Below are 24338 nucleotides of genomic sequence, written 5' to 3' on the forward strand. Positions count from 1 at the left end.
AAATCCCGGGAGGCTTTGAGCTTTCCGGGATTTTTCCTATATTTACAGGTCACCCAAGCACCTTGACCCATCATGAAGCAAACCCAAGAATCCGCGTTCGAGCCGATGCCCGAAACGCCTGCGGAGCCGGAATCCCCGGCCCCCAAACCCGCCGGACAGCCGGCGGCATCACTCGCTGAAGCGAAAAAGAACATCATTGCCGGCCTGCTGTGGTGTGTCGGCGGACTGGCTTTCAGTTTCATCTCCTATTACTTTACCGAAGCCGGCGGCCGCTACGTCATCGCCACGGGAGCCGTTCTCTGGGGCGCATGGCAGGCAATCACGGGATTATACCTCTGGTTGAAAATCAAATACAGCGCGGGGGAATACACAGCCTTTTGGCGCATGCTCGCGGCAGCAGTCTGCGCAGCCCTGCTCATCGGATACCTCACGGTGCTCTCCACGCAACTGGTGAGCGGAGAGGGCGAACTGCCGCTGCTCGACACCGAACAGACTTGCGACTGTCCGGATCTCGGACTGCGCATCCGGATTCCGGCCGGATACACCGCCTTCGAGGAGGCCATGGAGCCCGAAACCGATTCGACCTACGCCCGTTACACGATGTACGTCCTCGACGGCGGATGGGAATTCAATATCGACGCCCTGCAGGATGCCCTCAGCCCCGACGTGGAAAGCATCGCCGACCTCGCGGACTACTGTGCAATCCGCGATTCGTCCTACTACGACGGCGGAATCATCAAGGCCTCGCGCCCCTTCGCGTCGAACGGCATCGACATGCTGCGCAGCGAAGGCCGCCGGACGGACTATCCGGGATTCGTCTTCTCGAACTACGACCTGAAACAGGGACAATCGCTCATCACCGTCGGGATCAGCTACCCCTCGAAGGAATACGGCAAAACCGCAACGCTCCGACGAGTCGAGGAGTTGCTCCGGGGCATCGAACTGACAGAACCGGCTGAATAGGAGGATCGCACCACCGACAAAGGCGGGCCTTTTGCGGCCCGCTTTTTTTATCCGAACAGCGTCGGAGCGGGAGCGGACAGCGCGGGGGCTGCCGGATGGAGGTCGAGCACCTCCAGCCCGCGGCGCAGGGCGCGGCGGACGGTGTAGTGCGTGCCGCCGGGCGAACCGTCGTACCACGCCACCAGAACCCGGGCGTTATCGACCAGAAAATCGTTGCGGACGGCATAGCATCCCCGGTGATAGACCGGGGAGAGCACCTCGACGGCATCGGCGGCGGCCAGCACCCGGCCGTAGCATTCGCGGTCGGACTGCGGAAAGCGGACCTCCTGCCCCCGGAAAGGAACCGCGGCGACCAGCCGGATGCCGGGCATGCGGTCGCGCAGTTCCAGCACCGCTTCGGCGGCCGCGAGGTCGAAACCCACGGCCATGCCGCTCAGAAAAGTCCGGAAACCGCGTGCATACAACTCCCCCACCGTGCGGCGCAGAGCGTCGGCGGCATCACCGCAGTAGGTGCGGTGGCCGCTGAAGGCTACGGAGGTCCGGGGATCGGCGATCATGTCTCCAAAGGTAGGGTTTTGGCCCGGACTTTGCAAGCCTTCCTGCTGAATTTAAAACACTCAGCAACTATGAAAAACACAGGTATTGCCATCGTATCGCTCGTGGGCGGCATGATTATCGGTTCGGCCCTCACGATGCTTTTCACGCCCCAGTCGGGCCCCGAACTGCGCCAGAAGATCAAGGATTCGATCGACGACGAGATCGACCGCGTAAAGGACAAACTCGGCAAGGTCGAGAAGGAGATCGAGGAGGCACGCTGCAAGTGCGACGGGAAATAAACGCCGCCCGAACATGGAAAACAAACCTTCCGGCGGCCGTTTCATAGTCTCGCTTCTGTTTTTCCTGACGACGGCGGCCATCGCCATCCTGCTGCTGCTCACGGCACTGGTCGTATGGCTCTCGTCCGTGACGGGCTCGTTCATCGTTTCGGCGCTGATTCTGGGCGGATTTTTCGCCCTCCTCGCCACGATCGTCTACCTGCTCGCGATCCGGGATGCCGTGGATCATATCCGCTCGCAGGCGGAGACCGTTTACGAGGTGGCCCGGGCGGCACAGACAGGCTACGAATGGCTCGCCGGGAAGGTTTCCCTATTCCTACGGCTGCGCGAAGAACTCCACAGCAAATAAAAAACGCCGGTGCTTTCGTACATCGTGAAGAGCGGGGCGGATGGATAGTACCGGAGTACATTCCATTCGCCCCGCTCGAGGGATGTGCGGAAATAGCCGCTTATAAATCGAAAACTACTTGAAGTAGCGCTTGTAAAGGCCCTCGAAACCCTTGCCGTGACGGGCTTCGTCCTTGGCCATCTCGTGCACGGTGTCGTGTACGGCGTCGAGGTTCTGCTCCTTGGCCATGCGGGCCAGACGCATCTTGTCCTCGCAGGCGCCGCACTCGGCGTTCATGCGCTTCTCGAGGTTGGTCTTGGTGTCCCAGACGACCTCGCCGATCAGTTCGGCGAACTTCGAGGCGTGCTCGGCCTCCTCCCATGCGTAGCGCTTGTAAGCCTCGGCGATCTCGGGATAACCCTCGCGGTCGGCCTGACGGCTCATCGCCAGATACATGCCCACCTCGGTGCACTCGCCCATGAAGTGATTCTGGAGACCCTCCCACAGCTCGGGGCTGGCGCCTTTGCCGTCGCCGATCTTGTGGACCGTCACGAAATCGAGGTCGCCCTCGGCCTCTACCAGTTCAACGAATTTTTCCTTGCCTACCTTGCACATCGGGCACTGATCGGGTGCCTCGGGACCTTCGTGGATGTACCCGCAGACGGTACAACGCCATTTCTTTGCCATAATACTTTGAATGTTTTAGTGTGTGTGATTGTATTCTGTTTACAGAACAAAGGTAGCAAATCCGTCCGGAATCCGTATAGATTTCCGATTGTCTTTTCTGATGGGGCGATAGGCTGCGCTTATAGCCGCGGCGCAGAACCGGGCAGAGAGCGCATGGACCATCCTTCGCCCCTAAAACACGCCTCTTAGGCGTGGCGGTCGATTACCTCCTCGATCTGGGCCACGTCGGTCGAATCCTTCACCAGCACACGCTTGCGGCTGTCGAGCAGGTACATGGCCGGAATGGCATGGAGGTCGTAGAGGCTCTTCTCGCGGATGACGCACCCCTTGTCATAAGCGTTGATCCACGACGCGGGGATGCGGTCGCGGTAGTCGCGCCACTCCGTAAGGTCCTCGTCGGGATAAATGGCCAGCACCTTGAGCTGCCCCCGCTCGATCATCATCGACAGCATCGGCGACGAATCAATCGCCTCACGGATGTCGCGACACATCGGACAGCCGGGGTTGTTGATGAACAGCAGCACATACTCGGCCTTCAGTCCGTAGAGGGTTCCCGAGGCGCCCGAGGCGAGCGTGTAGCGGAAATCGTTGGCCGGGTGTCCTAACCGGTTCTGCATGGCCATCTCCAGATCGTACTCCGGGGCGATGCGTTCGTATTCGTCGTACCACGGGGCGCGGAGCTGCGCCTGCAATACGGGAATATAGAACTCGTCGTTGCGCAGCGGCGAATTGGGATCGTGCAGCACCCGCTCGGCAAGCATCGAGAAGTAGTCGAGCATCTTGCGCGAAGACGAAGCGCGGCGCATCAGCGAATCGATCGGGGCGCCGTCGGTCGGACGGTCGGAGATCAGCGCAATGTAGCGGGCATAGGCCTCGACCATCTGCAGGGTGTCGGCCCGGACGGTGAAGAGCGTGTCGGCGAAATCGAAGCGGTCCCAGTAATGTTCGCGCAGGTAGTCGCGCTGCTCCTCGGGTGAGAGGCCCGACGGGGCGATGGCAGGGAGGAAGACCCGCGGACGGGTGTCCGAAGCCGCCGTGTCCTGCGAGGGAGCGCTGCGGCGGCGGCCGCACGAGGCGACGCACAGGGCGGCCAGAAGGAGGATCAGGATGCGTTGCATAGGCTGAAAAGCTGTTTTACCTGCAAATATACGCATTTCGGGCAACAATCGTGCATCCGAGGGCCCCGAACCCCGGGGTTCGGCGGTTTTGCACGGTAGTTGCAACACCCCCATGCGTCAAAAACCAAATTAAACCACTATGGATGTAAAAAAAACTACCACGAGTACAGGGTTCAAATTGAGTGTCATGACACTTGCAATTATGAACGTGACGGCCGTAGTGAGTCTGCGCGGACTGCCTGCCGAGGCGGTCTACGGACTTTCGTCGGCTTTCTACTACCTGTTTGCTGCAATCGTGTTTCTCATCCCGACGGCCATGGTCGCCGCGGAGCTGGCCGCGATGTTCTCCGACAAGCAGGGCGGAGTCTTCCGCTGGGTCGGCGAGGCATACGGAGCCCGCACGGGATTCCTCGCAATCTGGCTGCAATGGATCGAATCGACGATCTGGTACCCCACGGTACTGACCTTCGGCGCCGTGTCGATCGCCTTCATCGGCATGAACGACACGCACGACGCGGCGCTGGCCTCGAACAAGGTATTCACGCTCTGCATGGTGCTGGCCATCTACTGGATCGCCACGTTCATCGCACTGAAGGGACTCGGATGGGTCGGAAAGATCAGTAAATGGGGCGGTATGATCGGCACGATCATTCCCGCGGCCCTGCTGATCCTGCTGGGTATCATCTACATCTCGACCGGAGGACACAACCACATGGACATGTCGCAGGGTTTCTTCCCCGACCTGTCGAAATTCAACAACCTCGTGCTGGCCAGCAGTATCTTCCTGTTCTATGCGGGTATGGAGATGATGGGTATACACGTCATGGACGTGAAGAACCCCTCGCGGAACTACCCCAAGGCTATCATCATCGGTTCGCTCGTCACGGTCTGCATCTTCGTGCTGGGCACCTTCTCGCTGGGCTTCATCATCCCGGCCAAGGACATCAGCCTCACGCAGTCGCTGCTGGTCGGCTTCGACAACTATTTCCACTACCTCCACATCTCGTGGGCCGGACCGATCATCGCCATCGCCCTGATGTTCGGCGTGCTGGCCGGCGTGCTGACTTGGGTGGCCGGCCCCTCGAAGGGTATCTTCGCCGTGGGCAAAGCCGGCTACCTGCCCCCGTTCTTCCAGAAGACCAACAAGAACGGCGTACAGAAGAACATCCTGCTGATTCAGGGATGCGTCGTGACGCTGCTGGCGCTGCTGTTCGTCGTGATGCCTTCGGTGCAGTCGTTCTACCAGATTCTCTCGCAGCTCACCGTGCTGCTCTACCTCATTATGTATATGCTGATGTTCTCGGCCGCCATCGTCCTGCGCTACAAGATGAAGAACACGCCGCGTCCGTTCCGTCTGGGCAAGAAGAACGGCCTGATGTGGTTCCTCGGATGCCTCGGCTTCTGCGGCGCCCTGCTGGCCTTCGTCCTGAGCTTCGTGCCGCCCAGCCAGATCGCAACGGGCAGCAACACCGTCTGGTTCTCGGTGCTCGTCATCGGATGCGTGGTCGTCGTCGGCGCACCGTTCGTGATCTACGCCCTGCGCAAGCCGTCGTGGAAAGACCCGCAGGCCGCTGCCGAGTTCGCCCCCTTCCATTGGGAAACACAGGCCAAGGCCGCAGCCCCCGCAGCCGCGCAGAGCCAGTCTTCGACAAGTAACGACCAATCAACGAAATAAGTAACGACATGATTCAGAAAATCGACAAAAAAGCGGTTCAGGAGGCCCTTCAGATGGCCTACGACCGCTGCAAGAACGAAACCGGCGGCAAGAACGCCGACTATATCCCCTATCTGGCCAACGTGCCGTCGAACCTCTTCGGCATCGCGGCCTGCCTGCCCGACGGCGACGTCGTGGCCGTGGGCGACGTGGACTACAAATTCGGCATCGAATCGGTGTCGAAGGTCCCGACGGCGATCCTCGCCATGAACCAGTACAGCGGACAGGAGATCCTCGACAAGATCGGCGCCGACGCAACGGGACTGCCCTTCAACTCGATCATGGCCATCCTGCTCGAAAACGACCACCCCTCGACGCCGCTCGTCAACGCCGGAGCCATCGCGGCCTGCTCGATGGTCAAGCCCGTGGGTGACAGCGACGGCAAGTGGAAAGCCATCATCTCGTTCATCGCCGATCTGGCCGGATCGGACGTGGAGGTGATCGACGAACTCTACCAATCGGAGACCGCGACCAACTTCAACAACAAGTCGATCGCGTGGCTGCTGAAGAATTACAACCGCATCTACGACGATCCCGACATGGCGCTGGACATCTACACGCGCCAATGCTCGATCGGCGTGACGGCCAAGCAACTGGCCACGATGGCCGCGACGATCGCCAACAGTGGTGTGAACCCCGTGACCAAAAAAGAGGTTTTCAAACCCGAACTCACGCCCAAGATCGCCTCGATGATGGCGACCGTGGGATTCTACGAGCACACGGGCGACTGGCTCTTCACGACGGGACTTCCCGCCAAGACGGGTGTCGGCGGCGGCATCATGGGCGTCGTGCCGGGCGTGATGGGCGTGGCGGCGTTCGCTCCCCCGCTGGACGAAGCCGGCAACTCGGTGAAGGCCCAGAAGGCGCTGGCGTTCATCGCCGGGCACCTCAACCTCAACCTCTTCGGCACGACGCGCTGCGTGATGGCCGAAAAGGAACCGGTAGAGGCATAACGTCCTGCCCTGCAACGAAAAAAGGTCTGCATCCATCGGGGATGCAGACCTTTTTTTCGTGTCCTGCGGCAATCAGAAGCGGTACCGCGCTCCGACCAGCAGGCTGCCCGAGGTTCCGATACCCGCTTCGGCATAAGCCGCGATACGTCCGCCGACCTCGACGCCGACGGGCGACACCTGAAAGGCGAAAAGCGTGGATTTGTCGCTCTGTCCCCCGATCTTGGCCTTGGAGAACGAAGCGCCCGCACCCACCCGCGTATAGAACGACACGATCTTCAGATTCAGCCAGTTCCACTTTACATTGGGCATCAGCGTCCAGTAGCGGTTTTTGATCTCCGAACCGGTCTTTTTGACCTCCTGCTCGTTCGAGGAGTAGGCGACCTGTGCGCCTATGCGCAGACTGCCGATCACCCGGAAGCTGTAGCCCACGGTGACGGTACCCCACCCCGTAAGGTCGGTGCCGGAGCCTGCGATGACCCCGGTCAGGATGTTGCTGTACGAATCGATCCAGTCCGTCACGGGCGCCATGCCGTAGGAGACGGAGACCTCACTGCGACGCGATCCCTGAGCAGCGGCGGGGACGGCCATCGCCAAAACGAGCGCAACCATCAGCAATTTTTTAATCATAACTTTCTGTTTTAGGGGTTTACCGCCGTAAATATAGCAAAAACCGCGCTACAAAAAAACGGGAGGACTTTTTTCGAAAGTCCTCCCGGTAGACGGATTCGCATCCGCGGTTTAGTTCTCCTGCTCGACGGCTTTGAACAGTGCGACGTCCTCCGTCGTGGAGTTCATCACATAGGTATAGGCCTCCGCGATTTTCGACTCGGCCATTTTGCAGAAGATGCGTGCCGAAGCAGCATACTCCTCCGCCTGACCGGCCTGACCGGCCTGACGGGCCAGCAGGTAGGTGATGATGATGTATCCGGCGGTCTCCACCAGTCGGCGGGCATGGAAATCCTTGAACCCGCAGACCTCCTTGTCCCCGGCCTCGACGCGGGCCTGCATCTCCGAGAACTTCACGGTCAGCTCCCTGAGCTTCGTGACCACGGGGCACATCGCCTCCGAATAGCTCTCGGCGGCATAGCGCTCGATCTGCTCCATGAACGTGCCTTTCGTCACGGCGTTGATAGCCGCCACGACCTGCAACTGCGAGGTTCCCTCGTAGATGTTCATGATGCGGGCGTCGCGGTAGAGCCGCTCGCAGGGATAGTCTTTCATGAAGCCCGAGCCGCCGTGGATCTGGACGGCGTCGTAGGCCAACTGGTTGGCATACTCCGACGAGAAGAGTTTCACCAGCGGGGTGAAGCCGTCGGCAAGGCGGTTGTAGAACTTCATCTCCTGACGCTCCTCTCCCTCGAGCGAACGCTCCTGAGCGATATGGCCGTACTGCTTGTAGACCTCGACGAAACGCGCGGTTTCATAGAGCAGCGCGCGCACGCCCTGCACCTTAGCCTTCATGTTCGAAAGCATCTCCGAAACGGCCGCGAACTGGATGATCGGCTTGCCGAACTGGGCACGCTCGTGGGCGTATTTCAGCGCCTCGCGGTAAGCGGCCTCGCAGGTACCCACCGACTGTGCGCCGATACCCAGACGGGCGGCGTTCATCAGCGACATCACATATTTGATAAGTCCCATCTTCCGGTCGCCGACCAGTTGCGCCGGGGCGTTCGTGAAGACCAGCTCGCACGTCGGCGAACCCTTGATACCGAGTTTGTTCTCGATGCGGCGCACCTTCACGCCGCCGTCGCGCTTGTCATAGACCAGCATCGAGAGGCCGCGGGCGTCGGTCGTACCCTCTTCGGTACGCGCCAGCACGAGCGAAACCTCGCCGTCGCCGTTGGTGATGAAGCGTTTCACGCCGTTCAGCAGCCATGTCTGCTTCTCCTCCGACCATGTAGCCTTCAGCATCACGGCACCGAGGTCCGAACCGGCATCGGGCTCCGTAAGGTCCATGGCGCACGTCGCGCCCGCCGAAACCCACGGCAGGTATTTCTGCTTGATCTCCTCCGAAGCGAACTCATTGAGCGTCTCGGCGCAGTCCTGCAATCCCCAGATGTTCTCGAAGCTGGCGTCGGCGCGTGCGACCATCTCGTTGGCCATCACGAAGCAGATCAGCGGGAAGTTCAGTCCGTCGTACTTGCGGGGCAGCGTCATGCCGCTCAAACCCGCATCGACGACGGCCTTCATGTTGACGACCGTGCCCGAAGCGTACTCCACATGGTCGTTGACCACGCGCGGACCCTCGTGGTCCACGCCTTCGGCGTTGGGGGCGATCACCTCGCCGCAGACCTCGCCGGCGATCTCCAGCACGCGGCGGTAGTTGTCCATCGCGTCTTCGAAATCCTGCGGCGCATAGTCGTAGAGGTCTTTCTCCGCGAAACCGCGCTCTTTCAGTTCCACGATCTTGCGCATCAGCGGATGCTGGAGCTGGAACTGCAAATCCTTATTATCTGAAAAGAAATTAGCCATTACTTGGAGTTTTGTTTGTAGTACTTAATCATCTTGGGGATAATCTCGTTGACGTCGCCCGTGATGGCGTAGTCGGCGATCTTGTTGATCGGGGCTTCGGGGTCCGAGTTGATCGAGATCACCATCGACGACTGGTCCATGCCGGCCGTATGCTGAATCTGGCCCGAAATGCCGCAGGCGATGTAGAGTTTCGGACGCACCGTGACACCCGTCTGGCCCACCTGACGCGCATGCTCCGTGAAGCCCGCGTCGACGGCGGCGCGGCTGGCGCCCACTTCGCCGCCCAGCACGTCGGCCAGTTCATGCACCAGCTTGAAGTTCTCCTTCGAGCCCATGCCGTAGCCGCCGGCAACGATAATGCCGGCACCCTTGATGTCGATCTTGCGCTCCTCGATCTGGCGGTCGATGATCTTCACCACGAGGTCCGTATCCTTGACGAATTTCTTCCAGTCGATCGGCTTCACCTCACCGGCGCCCGGTTGGGCGGCGTACTCCTTGCGCATCACGCCCTCGCGGACGGTCGCCATCTGGGGACGGTGGTCGGGGTTGACAATCGTGGCGATGATGTTGCCGCCGAACGCGGGACGGATCTGGTAAAGAAGATCCTTGTACTCCCTGCCCGTCTTGGGGTCCTTGTGGTCGCCGATCTCCAACTGCGTACAGTCGGCCGTGAGGCCGCTGTGCAGCGCCGACGATACGCGGGGTGCGAAGTCGCGGCCCACGGGCGTAGCGCCGAAGAGCGCGATCTGGGGTTTCTCCTGCTCGATCAGCCCGCACAGCACGGCCGTGTGGGGCAGCGTGCGGAACGGGGAAAATAACTGGTCATCGGCAACCCAGACCGTATCAGTTCCGTATTTGGCCAGCTCGACGGCGATGTCCGCGAGTTTGTGGCCCAGCACGACGGCCTCGAGTTTCACCCCGAGGCGGGTAGCCAGTTCCCGGCCTTTGGTCAGCAGTTCGAGACTCACATCGGCGACCTTGCCGCCCTCCGTCTCGATATATACGAATATATTGTTCATCTCCGAAGCGTATTAACCGAGCGTGTGGCTCGCAATAAGTTCAACCATCAGTGAATTGATATCCTCGTCGGCGGCCGTGAAGCGCTTGGCTTCCTTGGCTGCGAAAACCACGTTCTCGATCTTCTTGACCTTCGTGGGCGAACCCGTAAGGCCGAGCTGTTCGGGATCGGGATCGACGTCGGCGGCGGCCCACTCCACGATCTGCAGGTACTCCTTCGCCGCGGCGCGCTGTGCGGCGGGCGATTCGGGAGCCGCAGCGATCTCCGAACCGGCCAAGGCGCCCTTGTACTTCATCACGCGCTTGGCGTTGCGCGGACGGCACTCGGCGGCCGAGGCGTTGACCGTCACGACGGCCGGGATCGGGCACTCGACGACCTCGGTGCCATGCTCCAGACGGCGTTTCACGACCAGCGCGTCCGCCTTGACCTCGACGATCTCCTCGGCATAGGTCACCTGCGGGAGGCCGAGTTTCTCGGCGACCTGCGGACCCACCTGCGCGGTGTCGCCGTCGATGGCCTGACGGCCTGCGAAGATCACGTCGGGGGCGATCTTCCTCATGGCGCACGAAAGGGCGTAGGAGGTGGCCAGCGTATCCGAGCCGGCGAACTCGCGGCCCGAGAGCAGGTAACCGCCGTCAGCGCCGCGGAACATCGCGTCGCGGATGATGTCGGCGGCACGCTGCGGACCCATCGTAAGGATATGGACCGTGGAGCCCTCGACGCGGTCTTTCAGCCGCAGGGCAGCCTCCAGTGCATTGAGGTCCTCGGGATTGAAGATGGCCGGAAGCGCCGCGCGGTTGACCGTCCCTTCGGGAGTCATCGCGTCCTTGCCCACATTGCGGGTATCGGGTACCTGCTTGGCCAAAACAATGATTTTGAGGTTTTTTAGTTGCATATAAGTATGTATATTACAATGTTGTCTGTCTTTTTTCCGTCGGGCGCCGTTATCGCGGCGTTCCGCCGCGTTTATAAATCTACCCCACTCCAAACCCCCGTGGGAGGGGGCTTGTCGCGGCGCAACCGGATTGTCAGCCGGAATACGGACGGAAATTACGCAAAAACGCATCCCGAACCCGCCACGGGCAGGAGGGATGCGAATATCTACCTAACTATGGTTTCGCCGCGGTCGGGTCCCACCGAAATGATCTTCACGGGGACACCCGTCTGGTGTTCGATGAACTCCACATAGCGTTTGAACGCCTCGGGGAACTCCTCGTAGCTGCCGTACTTGCGCAGGTCGCATTTCCAGCCCTCGAACTCGGTGTAGACCGGTTTGAGGTCGCCGTCGATCTCGTAGGGGAATTCCGAGGTGGTGCGGCCGCCGATCTCGTAGGCCGTGGCCACCTTGATCGTGTCGAAATCGTTCATCACATCGGACTTCATCATGATGAGCTGCGTCACGCCGTTAATCATGATCGAGTATTTCAGGGCCACCATGTCCAGCCATCCGCAGCGGCGGCGGCGGCCCGTGACGGCGCCGAACTCGTGGCCGATGTCGCACAGCCGTTCGCCCGTCTCGTCGAACAGTTCCGTGGGGAACGGTCCGCTGCCCACGCGCGTACAATAGGCCTTGAAGATGCCGTATACCTCGCCGATGCGGTTCGGGGCGATGCCCAGCCCGGTGCAGACGCCCGCACAGACCGTATTCGAGGAGGTGACGAACGGATAGGAACCGAAATCCACGTCCAGAAGCGTTCCCTGAGCGCCTTCGGCCAGAATCGACTTGTCCTGCGCGAGGCAGTCGTTGACGAAATATTCGCTGTCGATGATGTGGAAGCGGCGGAGGTATTTCACAGCCTCGAACCACTGCTCCTCCAGCTCGGTGATGTCATATTGATAGTCGAGACTTTTGAGTATCTTCTCGTGACGCGCCTTGGCAGCGGCATAGATCCGCTCGAAATCGGGGCTCAACAGGTCGCCGACACGCATGCCGTTGCGGCTCACCTTGTCCGTATAGGTCGGGCCGATGCCCTTGCCCGTGGTGCCGATCTTGGCACTGCCCTTGGCGGCCTCGTAAGCCGCGTCGAGGATGCGGTGCGTGGGCAGGATCAGGTGGGCTTTCTTCGAAATGCAGAGCTGGCGGGTCAGGTCGTGGCCGCTGGCGGCCAGCGCTTCGGCCTCGTCACGGAAAAGAATGGCATCAATCACCACCCCGTTGCCGATGATATTGGTCTTGCCACCTTGGAAAATGCCCGAAGGTATCGAGCGGAGCACGTATTTCTCGCCGTTGAATTCCAGCGTGTGACCGGCATTGGGACCTCCCTGAAAACGGGCTACCACCTCATAGCGGGGCGTCAGCACGTCCACAACCTTCCCTTTGCCCTCGTCACCCCACTGCAGGCCGAGGATCACGTCAACTTTTTTCATTGTATCCGGTATCTATTTATACTTGCAAAAGACATTTTTTGCATCCAAAGGTACAAATTATTATCCGAAAAGCCCAAGACGTGCAGCGGACTTTTCAACAAATTATAAAGAAATCAGGCAGAAAGGAGGAAAGAAAGCGAAACTCCAGCCGAGCGCAGAACCGGCTGGAGAGTGCTATAACAGACTATCCGCCTCCTAAATCCCGCCTCTTAGGCGGGCGCAGAAGCGGACGAAGAGCGGCAGAACAATGCTTTCATCCCTTAAAACCGGCGCCTTACGCCGGGCGGGCGCAGAACCGGATGGGAGATGCTATGACAGACCGCCCGCCCCCTAAAACCCACCTCTTAGGTGGGTGAGTTCGGTCTGTCCGTCGAAGGAGATACTCTGCGAGGAGCGGCAGTAAACCGTCGTCAGGCCGGGATTGCTGCGCACGTCGGCCTGCAGGTTGGCGTCGCACGAAGCCACGTCGAGCGTCGTGAGGGCGTTCCCCCGGCAGTCGAGCATCAGCAGCGAGGCCGTCGAATGCAGGTCGAGGCGCGGCAGGTCGTTGCCGCTGCAATCCATCCGCACCAGCCCCCGCACCCCGTCGAGGTCGAGCGAGGTGAGTGCATTATCCGAACAGTCGAGTTTTTCAAGATAGGTGCAGGCCGTGAGGTCCAACTGCGTGAGCTCGTTGCCCGAGCAGTCGAGCTCCCGCAGGTTGAAGAACTCCCGGATGTCGGTCAGCGACGCGATGCCCCGCTCCGGGCACGACATGCGCCGGACACGCTGCGCCTCGTAGCGCGAGATGCGCCCGTCGCCGCTCGTGTCGAACTTTTCGAGGCAGTAGGTCTCGAACGCCTTGTCGTAAAATTTGAGGTAGACATGCTTGTTATCCTCGTCGCGGTCGTCCTCCGCAAGGCCGCAGGCCGTGCAGAACAGAAACAGCAGAACGGGGAGGGCGCGCACCATAGGCAGCGTCAGATGCTGACGTCGTCGTCATCGGCACGGTCCGTGTCCGATGCGTCGTCGTCGCCGCCCTGAATGTCGTCGGCACCCTTGATATCGTCGTCGTAATAGTCCTTGTCGTCGTCCTCGTGCGAATTGTCGTCGACCTTCACGTCGACCTTCACCATGTAGGCGATTTCGTCCGTGTCGTAAGGCACGGCGTAGAAGAAGTCGCCGTTGGGTTTGTCGACGCGGATCATGGCGTCGGTGAAGCCCAGCGGGTACTTCGCCTTGACGGCCTCCTGAAGTTCGGGAGTCAGGTTGTGGAAGCTTGTTACGATATGTTTTTTCGCGATATTCTGCTTTGCCATAAACGGAGTGCTTGGAAATTTTCTGCAATTATAAGCAAAATTTGAATATCGCGCCACATCTGCAATTTTTTTTTGCATTTTTTTTGATTTTACACCGTTTTTACCCGTTGTTAAGGACAAAATATGTAACTTTACACACGTCATTTCAGGCAAAGTTCCCCTTTTCAAAGGGGGATTCAGGAGGATTGTCGATATGGAATCGGCGTCATGGACGCCATAATCCGAACCCGGCGGGTTTCATATTGCAATCGCTCGGCAGGGGGGGGGTAGAGAACAGGAAACAAAAATCCGCCGGGTCCGGATTATAATTATGGTACGCGAACGAATTGAGGAGCTGCGCCGTCAGCTCGAACTGCATAATTTCAAATATTACGTCGAGAACGCACCCGAGATTTCGGATTTCGAGTTCGACACGATGATGCGCGAGCTTCAGGAGCTGGAACGCGCGCATCCCGAATTCGAAGACCCCAATTCCCCGTCGGTACGGGTCGGAAGCGACCTCACGGCGGAGTTCCAGACCGTGAAGCACCGCTATGCGATGCTCTCGCTGGGCAACACCTACTCGCTGGACGAACTGCACGAGTTCATCGCCCGCATCGAGCGCGAGGCCGGCCCCACGGACTACGTCTGCGAATTGAAATTCGACGGCACGGCCATCTCGCTCACCTACGAGCACGGACGCCTCCTGCGGGCCGTGACGCGCGGCGACGGCGTGGAGGGCGACGACGTGACGGCCAACGTCCGCACCGTGCGCACGGTTCCCCTGCGCCTGCGGGGCACGGGGTGGCCCGACTATTTCGAGATAAGGGGCGAGATACTGATGCCCTACGCCTCGTTCGACCGCCTCAACGCCGAGCGCGAGGCCAACGGCGAACAGCTCTTCGCCAACCCCCGCAACGCCGCAGCCGGGACGCTCAAACAGCAGTCGTCGGCCGTGGTGGCCAAGCGCGGACTGGACTGCACGCTCTACCAGATGGCGGGCGACGACCTGCCGTTCACGACCCACTGGGAGAGTCTCGAAAAAGCCCGCGAATGGGGTTTCAAGGTCTCGGACGCGGCGCGTATCTGCCGCAACGCGGCGGAGATCGACGCCTTCATCGAGCATTGGGACACGGCGCGGCGCCGCCTGCCCTTCCCGACGGACGGCGTGGTGATCAAAGTCAACGACTTCGCCGTGCGGCGCCAGTTGGGATTCACGGCCAAAGCCCCGAAATGGGCCGTGGCCTATAAATTCAAGGCCGAGCAGGCCCTGACGCGCCTCGACAGCGTGTCGTTCCAGGTGGGACGCACGGGGGCCGTGACGCCCGTGGCCAACCTCGAACCGGTGCTGCTCGCGGGAACCACCGTGCGGCGCGCCACGCTGCACAACGCCGAGCAGATGGCCCAGCTGGACATCCGTCCGGGCGACATGGTCTACGTCGAGAAGGGCGGCGAGATCATCCCGAAGATCATCGGCGTGGACCTCTCGCAGCGTCCCGCCGACAGCCGGCCGTTCGCGTACATCACCGTCTGCCCCGAGTGCGGCACGCCGCTGGTGCGCTACGAGGGCGAAGCGAAGCACTACTGCCCCAATCAGGGCGGATGCCGGCCCCAGATCATCGGCCGCATCATCCACTTCATCCGCCGCAAGGCCCTCGACATCGAGGGGCTGGGCGAGGAGACCGTGGAGCTGCTTTACGAAAACTCGCTGGTGCGCAACGTAGCGGACCTCTACGACCTGCGCGCCGAACAGTTGGCTCCCCTGCCCCGGCTGGGCGAAAAGTCGGCCGACAACATCATCCGTTCGATCGAACGGTCGAAGCAGGTGCCGTTCCAGCGCGTGCTGTTCGGACTGGGCATCCGTTTCGTGGGCGAGACGACGGCCAAGTACCTCGCCGAGCATTTCCGGTCGCTGGACGCCGTGATGCGGGCCACGCGCGAGGAGCTGGTCGAGGCCGACGAGGTGGGCGGACGCATCGCCGACGCCATCATCGAGTATTTCGCCGAGGACGAGAACCTGCAAATCATCCGCCGCCTGCGCGAGGCAGGATTGCAATTCGAAGCCGAGGCGCGCGAACTGGCTTCGGAGAGCCTCGCGGGCAGGACGTTCGTGGTGTCCGGGAAATTCTCGCGCAGCCGCGACGAGATGAAGGAGCTGATCGAACTGCACGGGGGCAAGAACCTCGCGGCGGTGTCGGGCAACGTCGATTACATCGTCGCAGGCGAGAACATGGGCCCGGCGAAGCTGAAGAAGGCCGAGAAACTGGGCGTGAAGATCATCTCCGAGGCGGAATTCTTCGACATGATCGAAGGCGGCGGCCCGGCGGAGAAGGCCGCACAACAGGAATTATTCCAATAGATATAAACAACAAAACGATATAACGATAACAGGAACATTATGCTACGACACAAACTTTCCGGCGTGGGCGCCGCGATGATCACCCCCTTCACGGCCGACGGCCGCGTCGACTACAAGGCGCTGGCCCGCATGATCGACTATGTGATCGAAGGCGGCGTGGACTACATCGTCGCCTTGGGCACCACGGCCGAGACCCCGACCCTCTATATGCCCGAGCGGGCCGTGATCGCCATGTTCATCACCAACCACATCGCCGGCCGCGTGCCGCTGGTGATGGGCTGCGGCGGCAACTCCACCTCGGAGGTGCTGGACCAGTTGCGCGAATTCGACCTGCGCGGCGCCGACGCCATCCTCAGCGTGACGCCCTATTACAACAAGCCGTCGCAAGAGGGGCTGTACCAGCATTTCCGCACCGTCTCGGAGCATTCGCCCCTGCCGGTGATCCTCTACAACATCCCGGGCCGCACGGGCGTCAACATGACCGCCGAAACCACGCTGCGCATTGCCCGCGACTTCAAGAACATCATCGGCGTCAAGGAGGCTTCGGGCGACATCGATCAGATGCAGCGCATCCTCGACAACCGTCCCGAGGGCTTCCTCGTGCTGTCGGGCGACGACGGCATCACCATTCCCCTGATGCGGCGCGGCGGCGACGGGGTGATCTCGGTGGTGGCCAACGCATTCCCCGAGTGCTTCATGCGCTGCGTGAACCACGCCAAGGCGGGCGATTTCGACACCGCCGAACGCGAGTACGCCCAACTGGACGAGGTGGTCAAAGCCTTGTTCGAAGAGGGCAATCCCGTAGGCGTAAAATGCGCCCTGTCGGTGATGGGACGCATCGGCGACACGATGCGCCTGCCGCTCGTCGCCGGGTCGGCGGCGCTGCGCGCGAAGTTCAAAGAATTGATCGCCAAATACGATTTGCGCTAAATCCGCGTTCGTACCAGAAACGACCGATATGAAACGATTGCTGCTTCTGCTGCTCCTGATCCCGGCGCTGGCCGCCGCCAAAGTCCCCGACGAGGATAACATCATCGACCGGACGATGGACTCGGAGTCGCCCTTTTACTACCCGGCGCTGATGCTGCGTTACAACGCGGGCGACGCGACGCTGACCGACGAGGATTACCACTACCTCTACTACGGGTACGCCTATCAGGACGACTACAAGCCGCTGGCCACGAATCCCGACCTCGACAAGATGCTGATGCTGGTTTCGGTCCTCGACCCCGAGAACCCTGATGTGGCGACGCTGGAGTCGATGATCTCGACGGGTACCGACGCCCTGAAGCGCAATCCGTTCAGTCCCAAAATCCTCAACCTGATGTCGTTCGCCTACGGAGGGCTGGGCGACAAGATGCGTGAGAAAGCCTACTCGGACCGCATGAACGGCGTGATCCGCGCAATCCTCGACTCGGGCGACGGATTCACGCAGAAAACCCCGCGCCATGTGCTGATGTTCGACCATGCGCTCGACGTGCTGGCCGCCGAAGGGCTCTCCTACGGCAAGGCGCGCATCATCAGCCGCACGGTGGAGTTCGTACCCCTGACGGTCCCCTACGTCGTCGAGGGGAAGAAACGCAAGGGATTCTATTTCGACTTCGGCCGCGTCTACTGGAACAAGCCCGAGGGCTACACCTACAAGCGCGACCGCACATGGCAGTTCAACAACCTCAAACCCCGCACCTATAAATGATGCGCCTGTTTCGGCATACGCTCTGCCTGCTCCTACTGGCGACGCTCGCGGCCTGCTCCGACAAGGAGCCGGGATACGATCCGCCCGCCACGGCCGACCGGACCCTTCTGCTCTATATGCCGGGCCAGAGTTTGTTCACTTATTACAAAAACAACATCCAAGGTATCCACACGGCCGTGACCGACCGGGCATTGGGCAACGGGCGCATGCTGGTATGCTGGCAGCCCGAAAAGCAGACATCGGCCGTGATGCTGGAAATCTATTACGACAGGAACAAGCGGAGCAGCCAAACGAAGACACTCAAGACCTACGACGATTTCAACGCCGGAGACCCCGCAAAGGTACGGCAGTTGTTAGCAGATGCCGCGCAACTGGCCCCGGCCCGGAGTTACGGTCTTATCATCGGCTGCCACGGCAAGGCATGGGTGCCCGCGAGCAGCGGCGCAATTCCCCGTTCGTTGTCGCTCAACACGGCTGAAGACGATGTGTGGAAGCGGGTTCCCGGCGCCAAAATGACCCGTTCGTTCGGCGATCTGGGCTACGAGCTGGACATCACGGAACTGGCCGCAGCGCTCGAAGCGCTGTCGTTCCGCTTCGACTACCTGATCTTCGACGACTGCTTCATGGCCAATATCGAGACGCTCTACGACCTGCGCCATGCGCTGGACTACATCGTGGCCTCACCCTGCGAGGTCATGGGCGACGGATTCCCCTATGAGCGGATTATCCCCCACCTGTTCGAAGCGAACGGAGTGCTGAGCGGGCTGGAAAAATCCTGCTGGGAGTTCTGGAACCTCTATGAGAACGAATGGCAGAATACCGTAGGACAGGAGCAGTCGGGGTGCATTTCGCTTGCCGTCACATCGGAACTCGATGCACTGGCTGCGGAGATGCGCCGCGTCACCGAAAGCAGTAAAAAGGAGTTCGACATCGATGAACTCCAATATTACAAAGGCGGGAAAACGAAGTTATTCTACGATCTGGAGCACTACGTCACGCTTAGTTGCGGCGATCTGGGTGTCGTGGATGATTTCAAGGCACAGATGGAACGGGCATTCCCGTCCTCCTGCCGGCACCACACGGCCTCTTTCTATTCGGACTTCGGCGGCGGAAACCATTCCGTAAACTATTATTCGGGCGTCTCGGTCAGCGAACCGGAACCGTCCCAGACATTCACCAAGGCCAACCAAGCGACAAACTGGTATCGGGACACGCATTAGACGTCCGGTCGAAATTCGAATTCCGATTTTAGAGGAGGAGATTTCGTCCTAACGAAGTAAGCCCCGGATGGGGCATACTGACGTATGTTCCATTCGGGGCGAACAAGGCAGGGCGAAAGATGCCCTATAAAATCGGAATTACTCGTATTGGCCGGACTTCAGACGCTCCACCTCCTCGCGTGCCAGGAACCGCCAGGCTCCGCGCTTGAGGTTCTTCTTCGTCAGACCCGCGTAGTAAACGCGGTCGAGCTTGGTCACGGTGTAACCCAGAAACTCGAAGATGCGGCGCACGATGCGGTTGCGGCCCGAGTGGATCTCAATGCCCACCTCCTGCTTGTTCTCTTTGACATAGGAAATCTCGTCGGCGAAAATCTCACCGTCCTCGAGCGTAATACCCTCGGCGATACGATCCATGTCGGCGCGCGTCAAGGGCTTGTCGAGCGTCACCTGATAAATCTTCTTCTTCTGGTACGAGGGGTGCGTGAGCTGCTTCGTGAGGTCGCCGTCATTGGTGAACAGCAGCAGTCCGAGGCTGTTCTTGTCCAGACGCCCCACGGGGTAGATGCGCTCCGTGCAGGCTCCCTGCACCAGCTCCATCACCGTCTTTCCGGCGTGCGGATCGTCCAGCGAAGTGACATAGCCCTTGGGCTTGTTCAGCACCAGATAAACCTTCTTCTCGCCCTGCACGCGGCTGTCGTTGAACTTCACCTCGTCGGTGGGCATCACCTTGGTTCCCAGCACGGTCACGACCTGCCCGTTGACCGATACGAGGCCCGCCGTGATGAAATCGTCGGCCTCGCGGCGCGAACAGATGCCCGACTGGGCAAGGAAACGGTTCAGGCGAATCTCGCCCGTCTGTTTCGCCGGATCGTATTTCGGATAGGAAGCCGGTTTGTCGTCCTGCTTGCGGAACCCGCCGGGCTTATAGGGTTTGTCAGTGAACTTGCGGTCGGAAAATTTCTTGTCCCCGAACTTCTTGGGACCGAATTTCTTCTCCCCGTAGGCGGGTTTGTCTCCGTAACGCGGCTTCTCGCCGAACGGACGGCGCGGGCGGTCGCCCTCCTCGCGGCGGGGACGGTCGTTATCATCGAAATTACGGCGGGGACGGTCACCGTTATCATCAAAGTTGCGGCGCGGACGCTCGTTGTCATCGAAATTGCGGCGCGGACGGTCGCTGTTATCGTAACGGGGCTTATCGCCGAACGTGCGGGGTTTGTCACCGAATGTACGGTGGGGCTTGTCTCCGTCGAATGAACGGCGCGGACGGTCGCCCTCCTCACGGCGGGGGCGTTCGAAGGCCGGACGGTTGTCGGCCGTGAAATGCGGGTTGTACGAAGCCCGGCGTTCGGGCTGGTGGTCATGGGACGGCTGCTCCGAATCGGCAGCATCTCGCTGCAAACGCGGGCGACGCTCGACACGCTCCGCCGTAGCAACTACGGTGCGCTTGCGCTTGTCGCGTCCGAAGCGTTCGAGCACCGGGGTCGAGTCGTTTTTGGGATCTTTCATCGTTTCTGTTCTACTAATAAAGTGTCGGGGGCAAAGATAGTGCAAGTTTCGGGGATAACAACACATTGCGTGCCCGAATTAAAGATAAAAGCGAAGCCGGACTGCAAATTTGCCACTTTTACCTTATCTTTGCATCCGCTATGACCATGAACCGCGAAATACTGCGCATTGCGCTCCCCAATATCGTCTCGAACATCACCGTACCCCTGATGGGCATCGTCTCGACGGCCATCGCGGGGCACTGGGGCGCCGACTCCGCGGCCACGATCGGTGCGCTGGCCATCGGCGTGTCGATCTTCAACTTCATCTACTGGAACTGCTCGTTCGTCCGCATGGGCACCAGCGGGCTCACGGCACAGGCGTTCGGCGCCGGCAACTTCCGCGAATGCACCAACATGCTGGTCCGCGCGCTGTCGGTGTCGGCCGTGATGGGCGTGCTGATGATCCTCGTGCAATATCCGCTGGGCGAACTGGCGCTGTGGGCCATGAACGGCAGCCAGATGACCCGCGATTACTTCTACGCCCGCATCTGGGCCGTACCTGCGGGCATCATCCTCTTCGGTTTCAACGGCTGGTTCACGGGAATGCAGAACGCCGTCTTCCCGATGCTGACGGCCATCACGGTCAACGTCGTGCACATCCTTTGCAGCCTGTGGTTCGCATTCGGGATGGACATGGGCATCGTGGGCATCGCCTACGCCTCGGTGATCGCCCAATGGACGGGCGTGGGGCTCTCGACGCTGCTGCTCATGGCCAAATACCGGCCGCTGCTCACCGCCGTCGACTGGTCCGAGGTGCTGGACTTCAAACCCCTGAAAACCTTCTTCGTCATCAACCGCGACATCATCCTCCGCACGTTCTGCATCGTAGCCGTCTATACGTTCTTCACTGGGGCCTCGGCTCGCATGGGCGATCCCGCGCTGCTGGCCGTGAACACCCTGCTGCTGCAGTTGTTCACGCTCTTCTCCTACATGAACGACGGCTTCGCCTACGCCGCCGAAGCGCTCACGGGCCGCTTCATCGGGGCCCGCGACGGCATATCGCTGCGCGACTGCCTGCGAAAGTGCATCTTCTGGGGAACGATGGTGTCGGTGGTCTTCGTGGGTATCTACCTCATCTGGTGGCGCGATCTGGTGGGCGTGTTCATCGACTCCTCGGCGCCCAACGCCGGGCTGATCGAGGAGCTGGCGGGGCGTTACATCGTCTGGATCATCCTCATCCCCATCGCCTCGGCCATGCCCTTCATCATGGACGGCATCATGGTCGGAGCCACCGAAACGCGCGTCATGCGCGACTCGATGTTCTGGTCCACGGCGGCCTACTTCGCCATCTACTACGCCTGCTACCCGCTGATCGGCAACAACGCCCTTTGGCTGGCCTTCACGCTCTACATGTTCCTGCGCGGGGTGATCCAGTATTTCATGACCCGCCGCCTCAAGACCATTCTCGACAAGGTCGCCGCCTGACCCGACTGAAAGACCCCTCGGAATCCCGAAGGGCGTTTCAGTCATTGCACTGCAACGTACGCTGCAAAATAGTCATCATAGAATTTCATGATCTCAGGCATGAAACTCTCCAGTGTAGGGTATTTGTCCCGGTTGCTTTCATAACGGACCAACCAGTCGCTCAGTTCCTTCGTGAAGAACACACCTTGCGATCGGTCCCAACCGACCAAAGCTGCCGGATAAGTGCCTTTCTGCTCGAAATACCGGATCGTACAAGCCCTTACCAAAGCTTCGTACAGAATATTTTCCCAACCGCCTCCCAGTTTGTCGGGACATCCTCGTTCTTCGGCCATCGTCCGATAAGCCGGAGCATATTTTACCAATTCGCCTATATATGGAGCCATCAACGGATTGCAATACGAATGGCTGAACTCGTGCACCAACAGCCAATCATAATATCCCGGAGGATAGGCCGGCATTCCCTCATCGTCCGTCCGCCACGAACCGACGACACAATACAAATCCTGCCGGTCATTGTCGTGGTAAGTCGTCTTCAACCCATAGTTGTGATACCCGGTGCATAACCCGAGTACGATATTGAAACGCTTCGGCGCCCCGAAACCAAAATAAGCGTCGAACCACGAAGGATCGACAGTCGTCTCCAGACACGTCTCCATCCGGGCGACAGCCTCGTCGTAGAACTCCCGGGAATCCCGGCAAAACTCCCGAAATTTAGCCTTTCGGTAAAAATCGTTCAGTTTGTTGAAGAATTTGCGGGAATTGACGATCTGCCACCGTGGGTCCACATTGGCCGTTTGCACATTCGGTATCCATGCGATTTTGCCTTTCGGCGAGATTTCCAGTTGCAGGGCCAGCGACACGGGAGCGTTCCAGCCGATATTGCAGTATTTCCGATATGCCGGAACCAACCGCCGAATCAGTTTATGGTCAGCATACCGGGTAAAATGTGCATCAATGCGCTTTTTGTAAGCTTCAGGAATATGGGAATACTCCTCATTGCCACCCAGATAAAAAGCGATGCTCAACAACTCCACCCGCTCGTCGACCGCAACGCCATAAGACTGAGAATAAACCCGTCCCACCGCAAAGAGCGCCAACAGAAGCCAACCAATTTTTTTACCCATATTTGGAGTGTTCATAAACAAATATAGGCATAATTAATCGATAAAGCAAGTTCAAATACCGAATTCTGTCGACTATTCCGTTACCCGGAACCAGTCGATATCCAGCCAGCCGCCGTCGTTCTTCCGGAGCTCCGCCGTGGCGAAACAGCCCACTTTGGTGCCGATCCAGCAGCCTTAAGAGAAAGCTTACGCGGGAATCAGCGCCGCAAGTATCGCAAGGCAGTTTTTCATAGCTCTTCGAGTAATTCGTACGAAAGTCTGCCGAGCGGCTCCCAGTCGTCGCGGAACTGTTCGGAGCCGGTCTTTTTGGCAAAAATCCGCTGAATGGTGTATGCCGTCACTTCGTCGTCGGTCAGCTCCCGCGACCACGCCACGCGCCCCGAACGGTCGGCGCCGGGACCCCCGCAGCGCCATTCGGCATAGTACACGTCGCCCTTGCGCGCCGCGTCGTGCCAGTCGCGCCACCCCTCGGAACGGATCGCCGCCGGAAATTCGCACTCCAGCCACACGGTGCGGGCCGTGGATTTCCACGGACGCCCGAGGTAAACCCGCGTCACCCCTTCGGCCGCCGTCACACGGCAGCAGGAGAAGACGAATCCGTATTCGTTGCGCTCGGTGGTCGAGGCCGCCGTGATGAAACTGTCGGCCTTGCAATGAATCGTCGAACACTCGAACAGCACGATCGAAGGGCCGAAGATGAAATCGGTGGTTCCCTCGATATGGCAATTCTCGACATGCACGCGCGAAACGTAGCCGCGGGCAAAAAAGGTGTCCTGATCGCCGATGAGCGCACAATGATACAGATGGATGCGGTCGCCGCGGGTTTCGAGCGCCACGGCCTGCCCTACCCTTCCGGCATCGTTCTCGATGGTCAGGCAATCCAGATAGACCTCGTCGGCCCGGACAGACATCGTATAGCTGTCGTAGGTGGTCAGCTCGCGGCCATCGACGACTTTGCCGGCATAGTCGTCCCAGACGATGCGGGTTTCAGCCATTTCATCGCCCAGAATCCGGACCTTGTCCTTGTAGACATCGAGCGTCACCTTCTCGCGATAGACACCGGGCATGATCCGCACCGTGCGCCACTCCGACGGTTTCGAAGGCAGGGCGTCGAAGCATTCCTGAATGGTCCGGAAATCCCCGCCGCCGTTGCAGTCGACGGTATAAACCGTCTCTGCCGAAGCCCAAAGGCCCCGGCAGAGCAGGATCGTCAGTATCCCAAAGCGCAGCATGG

The 24338-nt window shown here is 60.0% G+C and carries 23 protein-coding genes and 1 pseudogene; 10 read left to right on the top strand and 14 right to left on the bottom strand.

What is annotated here, in order from left to right; genetic code table 11:
• Nucleotides 1–72: 72 nt before the first annotated feature.
• A complete protein-coding gene (locus BN5935_RS13670; protein ID WP_064976587.1) occupies nucleotides 73–963 on the top strand; it encodes a hypothetical protein in 891 nt (296 codons plus the stop codon).
• A gap of 47 nt (nucleotides 964–1010) precedes the next feature.
• Here BN5935_RS13670 and BN5935_RS13675 read toward each other — a convergent pair whose 3' ends face one another.
• Complete coding sequence (locus BN5935_RS13675) at nucleotides 1011–1520, bottom strand: SLOG family protein (protein ID WP_064976588.1); 510 nt, start codon at nucleotides 1518–1520, stop codon at nucleotides 1011–1013.
• Between the two features lie 69 nt (nucleotides 1521–1589).
• Between BN5935_RS13675 and BN5935_RS13680 the strand changes: the two genes are divergently transcribed.
• Together BN5935_RS13680 and BN5935_RS13685 are read left to right on the top strand one after the other, a co-directional pair.
• Entirely contained in the window at nucleotides 1590–1799 is a 210-nt protein-coding gene (locus BN5935_RS13680; protein ID WP_064976589.1) for a YtxH domain-containing protein, read from the top strand.
• Nucleotides 1800–1812: 13 nt separating this feature from the next.
• Entirely contained in the window at nucleotides 1813–2148 is a 336-nt protein-coding gene (locus tag BN5935_RS13685) for a hypothetical protein (RefSeq protein ID WP_064976590.1), read from the top strand.
• A gap of 114 nt (nucleotides 2149–2262) precedes the next feature.
• On the opposite strand, the gene BN5935_RS13690 is transcribed toward BN5935_RS13685, so the two are convergent.
• Entirely contained in the window at nucleotides 2263–2814 is a 552-nt protein-coding gene (locus BN5935_RS13690; protein WP_064976591.1) for an NADH peroxidase, read from the bottom strand.
• 185 nt (nucleotides 2815–2999) lie between these two features.
• A complete protein-coding gene (locus tag BN5935_RS13695) occupies nucleotides 3000–3932 on the bottom strand; it encodes a DUF5106 domain-containing protein (RefSeq protein ID WP_064976592.1) in 933 nt (310 codons plus the stop codon).
• A gap of 139 nt (nucleotides 3933–4071) precedes the next feature.
• Between BN5935_RS13695 and gadC the strand changes: the two genes are divergently transcribed.
• Both gadC and glsA read left to right on the top strand, forming a co-directional pair.
• The gene (gadC, locus tag BN5935_RS13700) at nucleotides 4072–5607 is read left to right on the top strand and encodes a glutamine/gamma-aminobutyrate antiporter GadC (protein ID WP_064976593.1); all 1536 of its coding nucleotides are present in this window, start codon (nucleotides 4072–4074) and stop codon (nucleotides 5605–5607) included.
• A gap of 8 nt (nucleotides 5608–5615) precedes the next feature.
• Nucleotides 5616–6599, top strand: a complete 984-nt coding sequence (gene glsA, locus BN5935_RS13705) for a glutaminase A (protein WP_064976594.1) — start codon at nucleotides 5616–5618, stop codon at nucleotides 6597–6599.
• Nucleotides 6600–6671: 72 nt separating this feature from the next.
• On the opposite strand, the gene BN5935_RS13710 is transcribed toward glsA, so the two are convergent.
• The 7 genes from BN5935_RS13710 to BN5935_RS13740 all read right to left on the bottom strand — a co-directional run bounded on the left by BN5935_RS13710 (nucleotide 6672) and on the right by BN5935_RS13740 (nucleotide 13754).
• Nucleotides 6672–7226 carry an outer membrane beta-barrel protein gene (locus BN5935_RS13710; RefSeq protein ID WP_064976595.1) on the bottom strand — a complete coding sequence of 185 codons (555 nt, stop codon included), beginning with the start codon at nucleotides 7224–7226 and terminating at the stop codon, nucleotides 6672–6674.
• A 111-nt stretch (nucleotides 7227–7337) separates the two neighbouring features.
• Nucleotides 7338–9071, bottom strand: coding sequence for an acyl-CoA dehydrogenase family protein (locus BN5935_RS13715; protein ID WP_064976596.1), 1734 nt, complete (start codon nucleotides 9069–9071; stop codon nucleotides 7338–7340).
• The gene (locus BN5935_RS13720) at nucleotides 9071–10090 is read right to left on the bottom strand and encodes an electron transfer flavoprotein subunit alpha/FixB family protein (RefSeq protein ID WP_064976597.1); all 1020 of its coding nucleotides are present in this window, start codon (nucleotides 10088–10090) and stop codon (nucleotides 9071–9073) included. The genes BN5935_RS13715 and BN5935_RS13720 overlap by 1 nt, the downstream gene beginning before the upstream one ends.
• Before the next feature lie 12 nt (nucleotides 10091–10102).
• Nucleotides 10103–10984, bottom strand: coding sequence for an electron transfer flavoprotein subunit beta/FixA family protein (locus BN5935_RS13725; RefSeq protein ID WP_204244919.1), 882 nt, complete (start codon nucleotides 10982–10984; stop codon nucleotides 10103–10105).
• Nucleotides 10985–11190: 206 nt separating this feature from the next.
• Complete coding sequence (locus BN5935_RS13730) at nucleotides 11191–12456, bottom strand: adenylosuccinate synthase (protein WP_064976598.1); 1266 nt, start codon at nucleotides 12454–12456, stop codon at nucleotides 11191–11193.
• A 330-nt stretch (nucleotides 12457–12786) separates the two neighbouring features.
• Nucleotides 12787–13407, bottom strand: a complete 621-nt coding sequence (locus BN5935_RS13735) for a leucine-rich repeat domain-containing protein (RefSeq protein WP_064976599.1) — start codon at nucleotides 13405–13407, stop codon at nucleotides 12787–12789.
• Between the two features lie 8 nt (nucleotides 13408–13415).
• A complete protein-coding gene (locus BN5935_RS13740) occupies nucleotides 13416–13754 on the bottom strand; it encodes a hypothetical protein (RefSeq protein ID WP_064976600.1) in 339 nt (112 codons plus the stop codon).
• A gap of 310 nt (nucleotides 13755–14064) precedes the next feature.
• Here BN5935_RS13740 and ligA point away from each other — a divergent pair, with 310 nt between their 5' ends.
• Genes ligA through BN5935_RS13760 form a run of 4 tightly spaced genes read left to right on the top strand, consistent with a single transcriptional unit; the run spans nucleotide 14065 to nucleotide 19008 of the window.
• Nucleotides 14065–16092, top strand: coding sequence for an NAD-dependent DNA ligase LigA (ligA, locus tag BN5935_RS13745; RefSeq protein ID WP_064976601.1), 2028 nt, complete (start codon nucleotides 14065–14067; stop codon nucleotides 16090–16092).
• A 39-nt stretch (nucleotides 16093–16131) separates the two neighbouring features.
• The gene (dapA, locus tag BN5935_RS13750) at nucleotides 16132–17022 is read left to right on the top strand and encodes a 4-hydroxy-tetrahydrodipicolinate synthase (protein ID WP_082944156.1); all 891 of its coding nucleotides are present in this window, start codon (nucleotides 16132–16134) and stop codon (nucleotides 17020–17022) included.
• A 28-nt stretch (nucleotides 17023–17050) separates the two neighbouring features.
• Nucleotides 17051–17788 (top strand): DUF4919 domain-containing protein, encoded by a 738-nt coding sequence (locus tag BN5935_RS13755; RefSeq protein WP_064976603.1) that lies wholly within the window; start codon nucleotides 17051–17053, stop codon nucleotides 17786–17788.
• Nucleotides 17785–19008 (top strand): clostripain-related cysteine peptidase, encoded by a 1224-nt coding sequence (locus BN5935_RS13760; RefSeq protein WP_064976604.1) that lies wholly within the window; start codon nucleotides 17785–17787, stop codon nucleotides 19006–19008. Before BN5935_RS13755 ends, BN5935_RS13760 begins: the two co-directional genes overlap by 4 nt.
• A gap of 138 nt (nucleotides 19009–19146) precedes the next feature.
• Here the strand turns inward: BN5935_RS13760 and BN5935_RS13765 are convergent, their stop codons facing one another.
• Complete coding sequence (locus BN5935_RS13765; RefSeq protein ID WP_064976605.1) at nucleotides 19147–20514, bottom strand: pseudouridine synthase; 1368 nt, start codon at nucleotides 20512–20514, stop codon at nucleotides 19147–19149.
• A 140-nt stretch (nucleotides 20515–20654) separates the two neighbouring features.
• Between BN5935_RS13765 and BN5935_RS13770 the strand changes: the two genes are divergently transcribed.
• Nucleotides 20655–21980, top strand: a complete 1326-nt coding sequence (locus BN5935_RS13770; protein ID WP_064976606.1) for an MATE family efflux transporter — start codon at nucleotides 20655–20657, stop codon at nucleotides 21978–21980.
• Between the two features lie 41 nt (nucleotides 21981–22021).
• Here the strand turns inward: BN5935_RS13770 and BN5935_RS13775 are convergent, their stop codons facing one another.
• The 3 genes and pseudogenes from BN5935_RS13775 to BN5935_RS13780 all read right to left on the bottom strand — a co-directional run bounded on the left by BN5935_RS13775 (nucleotide 22022) and on the right by BN5935_RS13780 (nucleotide 24336).
• Nucleotides 22022–23104, bottom strand: coding sequence for a DUF4932 domain-containing protein (locus tag BN5935_RS13775; protein ID WP_064976607.1), 1083 nt, complete (start codon nucleotides 23102–23104; stop codon nucleotides 22022–22024).
• 72 nt (nucleotides 23105–23176) lie between these two features.
• Nucleotides 23177–23278, bottom strand: a pseudogene (locus BN5935_RS15350) (beta-xylosidase family glycoside hydrolase); the annotation flags it as partial.
• 53 nt (nucleotides 23279–23331) lie between these two features.
• Nucleotides 23332–24336 (bottom strand): pectinesterase family protein, encoded by a 1005-nt coding sequence (locus tag BN5935_RS13780; RefSeq protein ID WP_064976608.1) that lies wholly within the window; start codon nucleotides 24334–24336, stop codon nucleotides 23332–23334.
• Nucleotides 24337–24338: the final 2 nt, after the last annotated feature.

The organism is Alistipes provencensis (genome assembly GCF_900083545.1).
Classification (GTDB): domain Bacteria; phylum Bacteroidota; class Bacteroidia; order Bacteroidales; family Rikenellaceae; genus Alistipes; species Alistipes provencensis.

Coding starts and splice junctions, on each gene's coding strand:
- BN5935_RS13670 (WP_064976587.1), top strand. CDS start 73: ATGAAGCAAACCCAAGAATCCGCGTTCGAGCCGATGCCCGAAACGCCT.
- BN5935_RS13675 (WP_064976588.1), bottom strand. CDS start 1,520: ATGATCGCCGATCCCCGGACCTCCGTAGCCTTCAGCGGCCACCGCACC.
- BN5935_RS13680 (WP_064976589.1), top strand. CDS start 1,590: ATGAAAAACACAGGTATTGCCATCGTATCGCTCGTGGGCGGCATGATT.
- BN5935_RS13685 (WP_064976590.1), top strand. CDS start 1,813: ATGGAAAACAAACCTTCCGGCGGCCGTTTCATAGTCTCGCTTCTGTTT.
- BN5935_RS13690 (WP_064976591.1), bottom strand. CDS start 2,814: ATGGCAAAGAAATGGCGTTGTACCGTCTGCGGGTACATCCACGAAGGT.
- BN5935_RS13695 (WP_064976592.1), bottom strand. CDS start 3,932: ATGCAACGCATCCTGATCCTCCTTCTGGCCGCCCTGTGCGTCGCCTCG.
- gadC (WP_064976593.1), top strand. CDS start 4,072: ATGGATGTAAAAAAAACTACCACGAGTACAGGGTTCAAATTGAGTGTC.
- glsA (WP_064976594.1), top strand. CDS start 5,616: ATGATTCAGAAAATCGACAAAAAAGCGGTTCAGGAGGCCCTTCAGATG.
- BN5935_RS13710 (WP_064976595.1), bottom strand. CDS start 7,226: ATGATTAAAAAATTGCTGATGGTTGCGCTCGTTTTGGCGATGGCCGTC.
- BN5935_RS13715 (WP_064976596.1), bottom strand. CDS start 9,071: ATGGCTAATTTCTTTTCAGATAATAAGGATTTGCAGTTCCAGCTCCAG.
- BN5935_RS13720 (WP_064976597.1), bottom strand. CDS start 10,090: ATGAACAATATATTCGTATATATCGAGACGGAGGGCGGCAAGGTCGCC.
- BN5935_RS13725 (WP_204244919.1), bottom strand. CDS start 10,984: ATGCAACTAAAAAACCTCAAAATCATTGTTTTGGCCAAGCAGGTACCC.
- BN5935_RS13730 (WP_064976598.1), bottom strand. CDS start 12,456: ATGAAAAAAGTTGACGTGATCCTCGGCCTGCAGTGGGGTGACGAGGGC.
- BN5935_RS13735 (WP_064976599.1), bottom strand. CDS start 13,407: ATGGTGCGCGCCCTCCCCGTTCTGCTGTTTCTGTTCTGCACGGCCTGC.
- BN5935_RS13740 (WP_064976600.1), bottom strand. CDS start 13,754: ATGGCAAAGCAGAATATCGCGAAAAAACATATCGTAACAAGCTTCCAC.
- ligA (WP_064976601.1), top strand. CDS start 14,065: ATGGTACGCGAACGAATTGAGGAGCTGCGCCGTCAGCTCGAACTGCAT.
- dapA (WP_082944156.1), top strand. CDS start 16,132: ATGCTACGACACAAACTTTCCGGCGTGGGCGCCGCGATGATCACCCCC.
- BN5935_RS13755 (WP_064976603.1), top strand. CDS start 17,051: ATGAAACGATTGCTGCTTCTGCTGCTCCTGATCCCGGCGCTGGCCGCC.
- BN5935_RS13760 (WP_064976604.1), top strand. CDS start 17,785: ATGATGCGCCTGTTTCGGCATACGCTCTGCCTGCTCCTACTGGCGACG.
- BN5935_RS13765 (WP_064976605.1), bottom strand. CDS start 20,514: ATGAAAGATCCCAAAAACGACTCGACCCCGGTGCTCGAACGCTTCGGA.
- BN5935_RS13770 (WP_064976606.1), top strand. CDS start 20,655: ATGACCATGAACCGCGAAATACTGCGCATTGCGCTCCCCAATATCGTC.
- BN5935_RS13775 (WP_064976607.1), bottom strand. CDS start 23,104: ATGGGTAAAAAAATTGGTTGGCTTCTGTTGGCGCTCTTTGCGGTGGGA.
- BN5935_RS13780 (WP_064976608.1), bottom strand. CDS start 24,336: ATGCTGCGCTTTGGGATACTGACGATCCTGCTCTGCCGGGGCCTTTGG.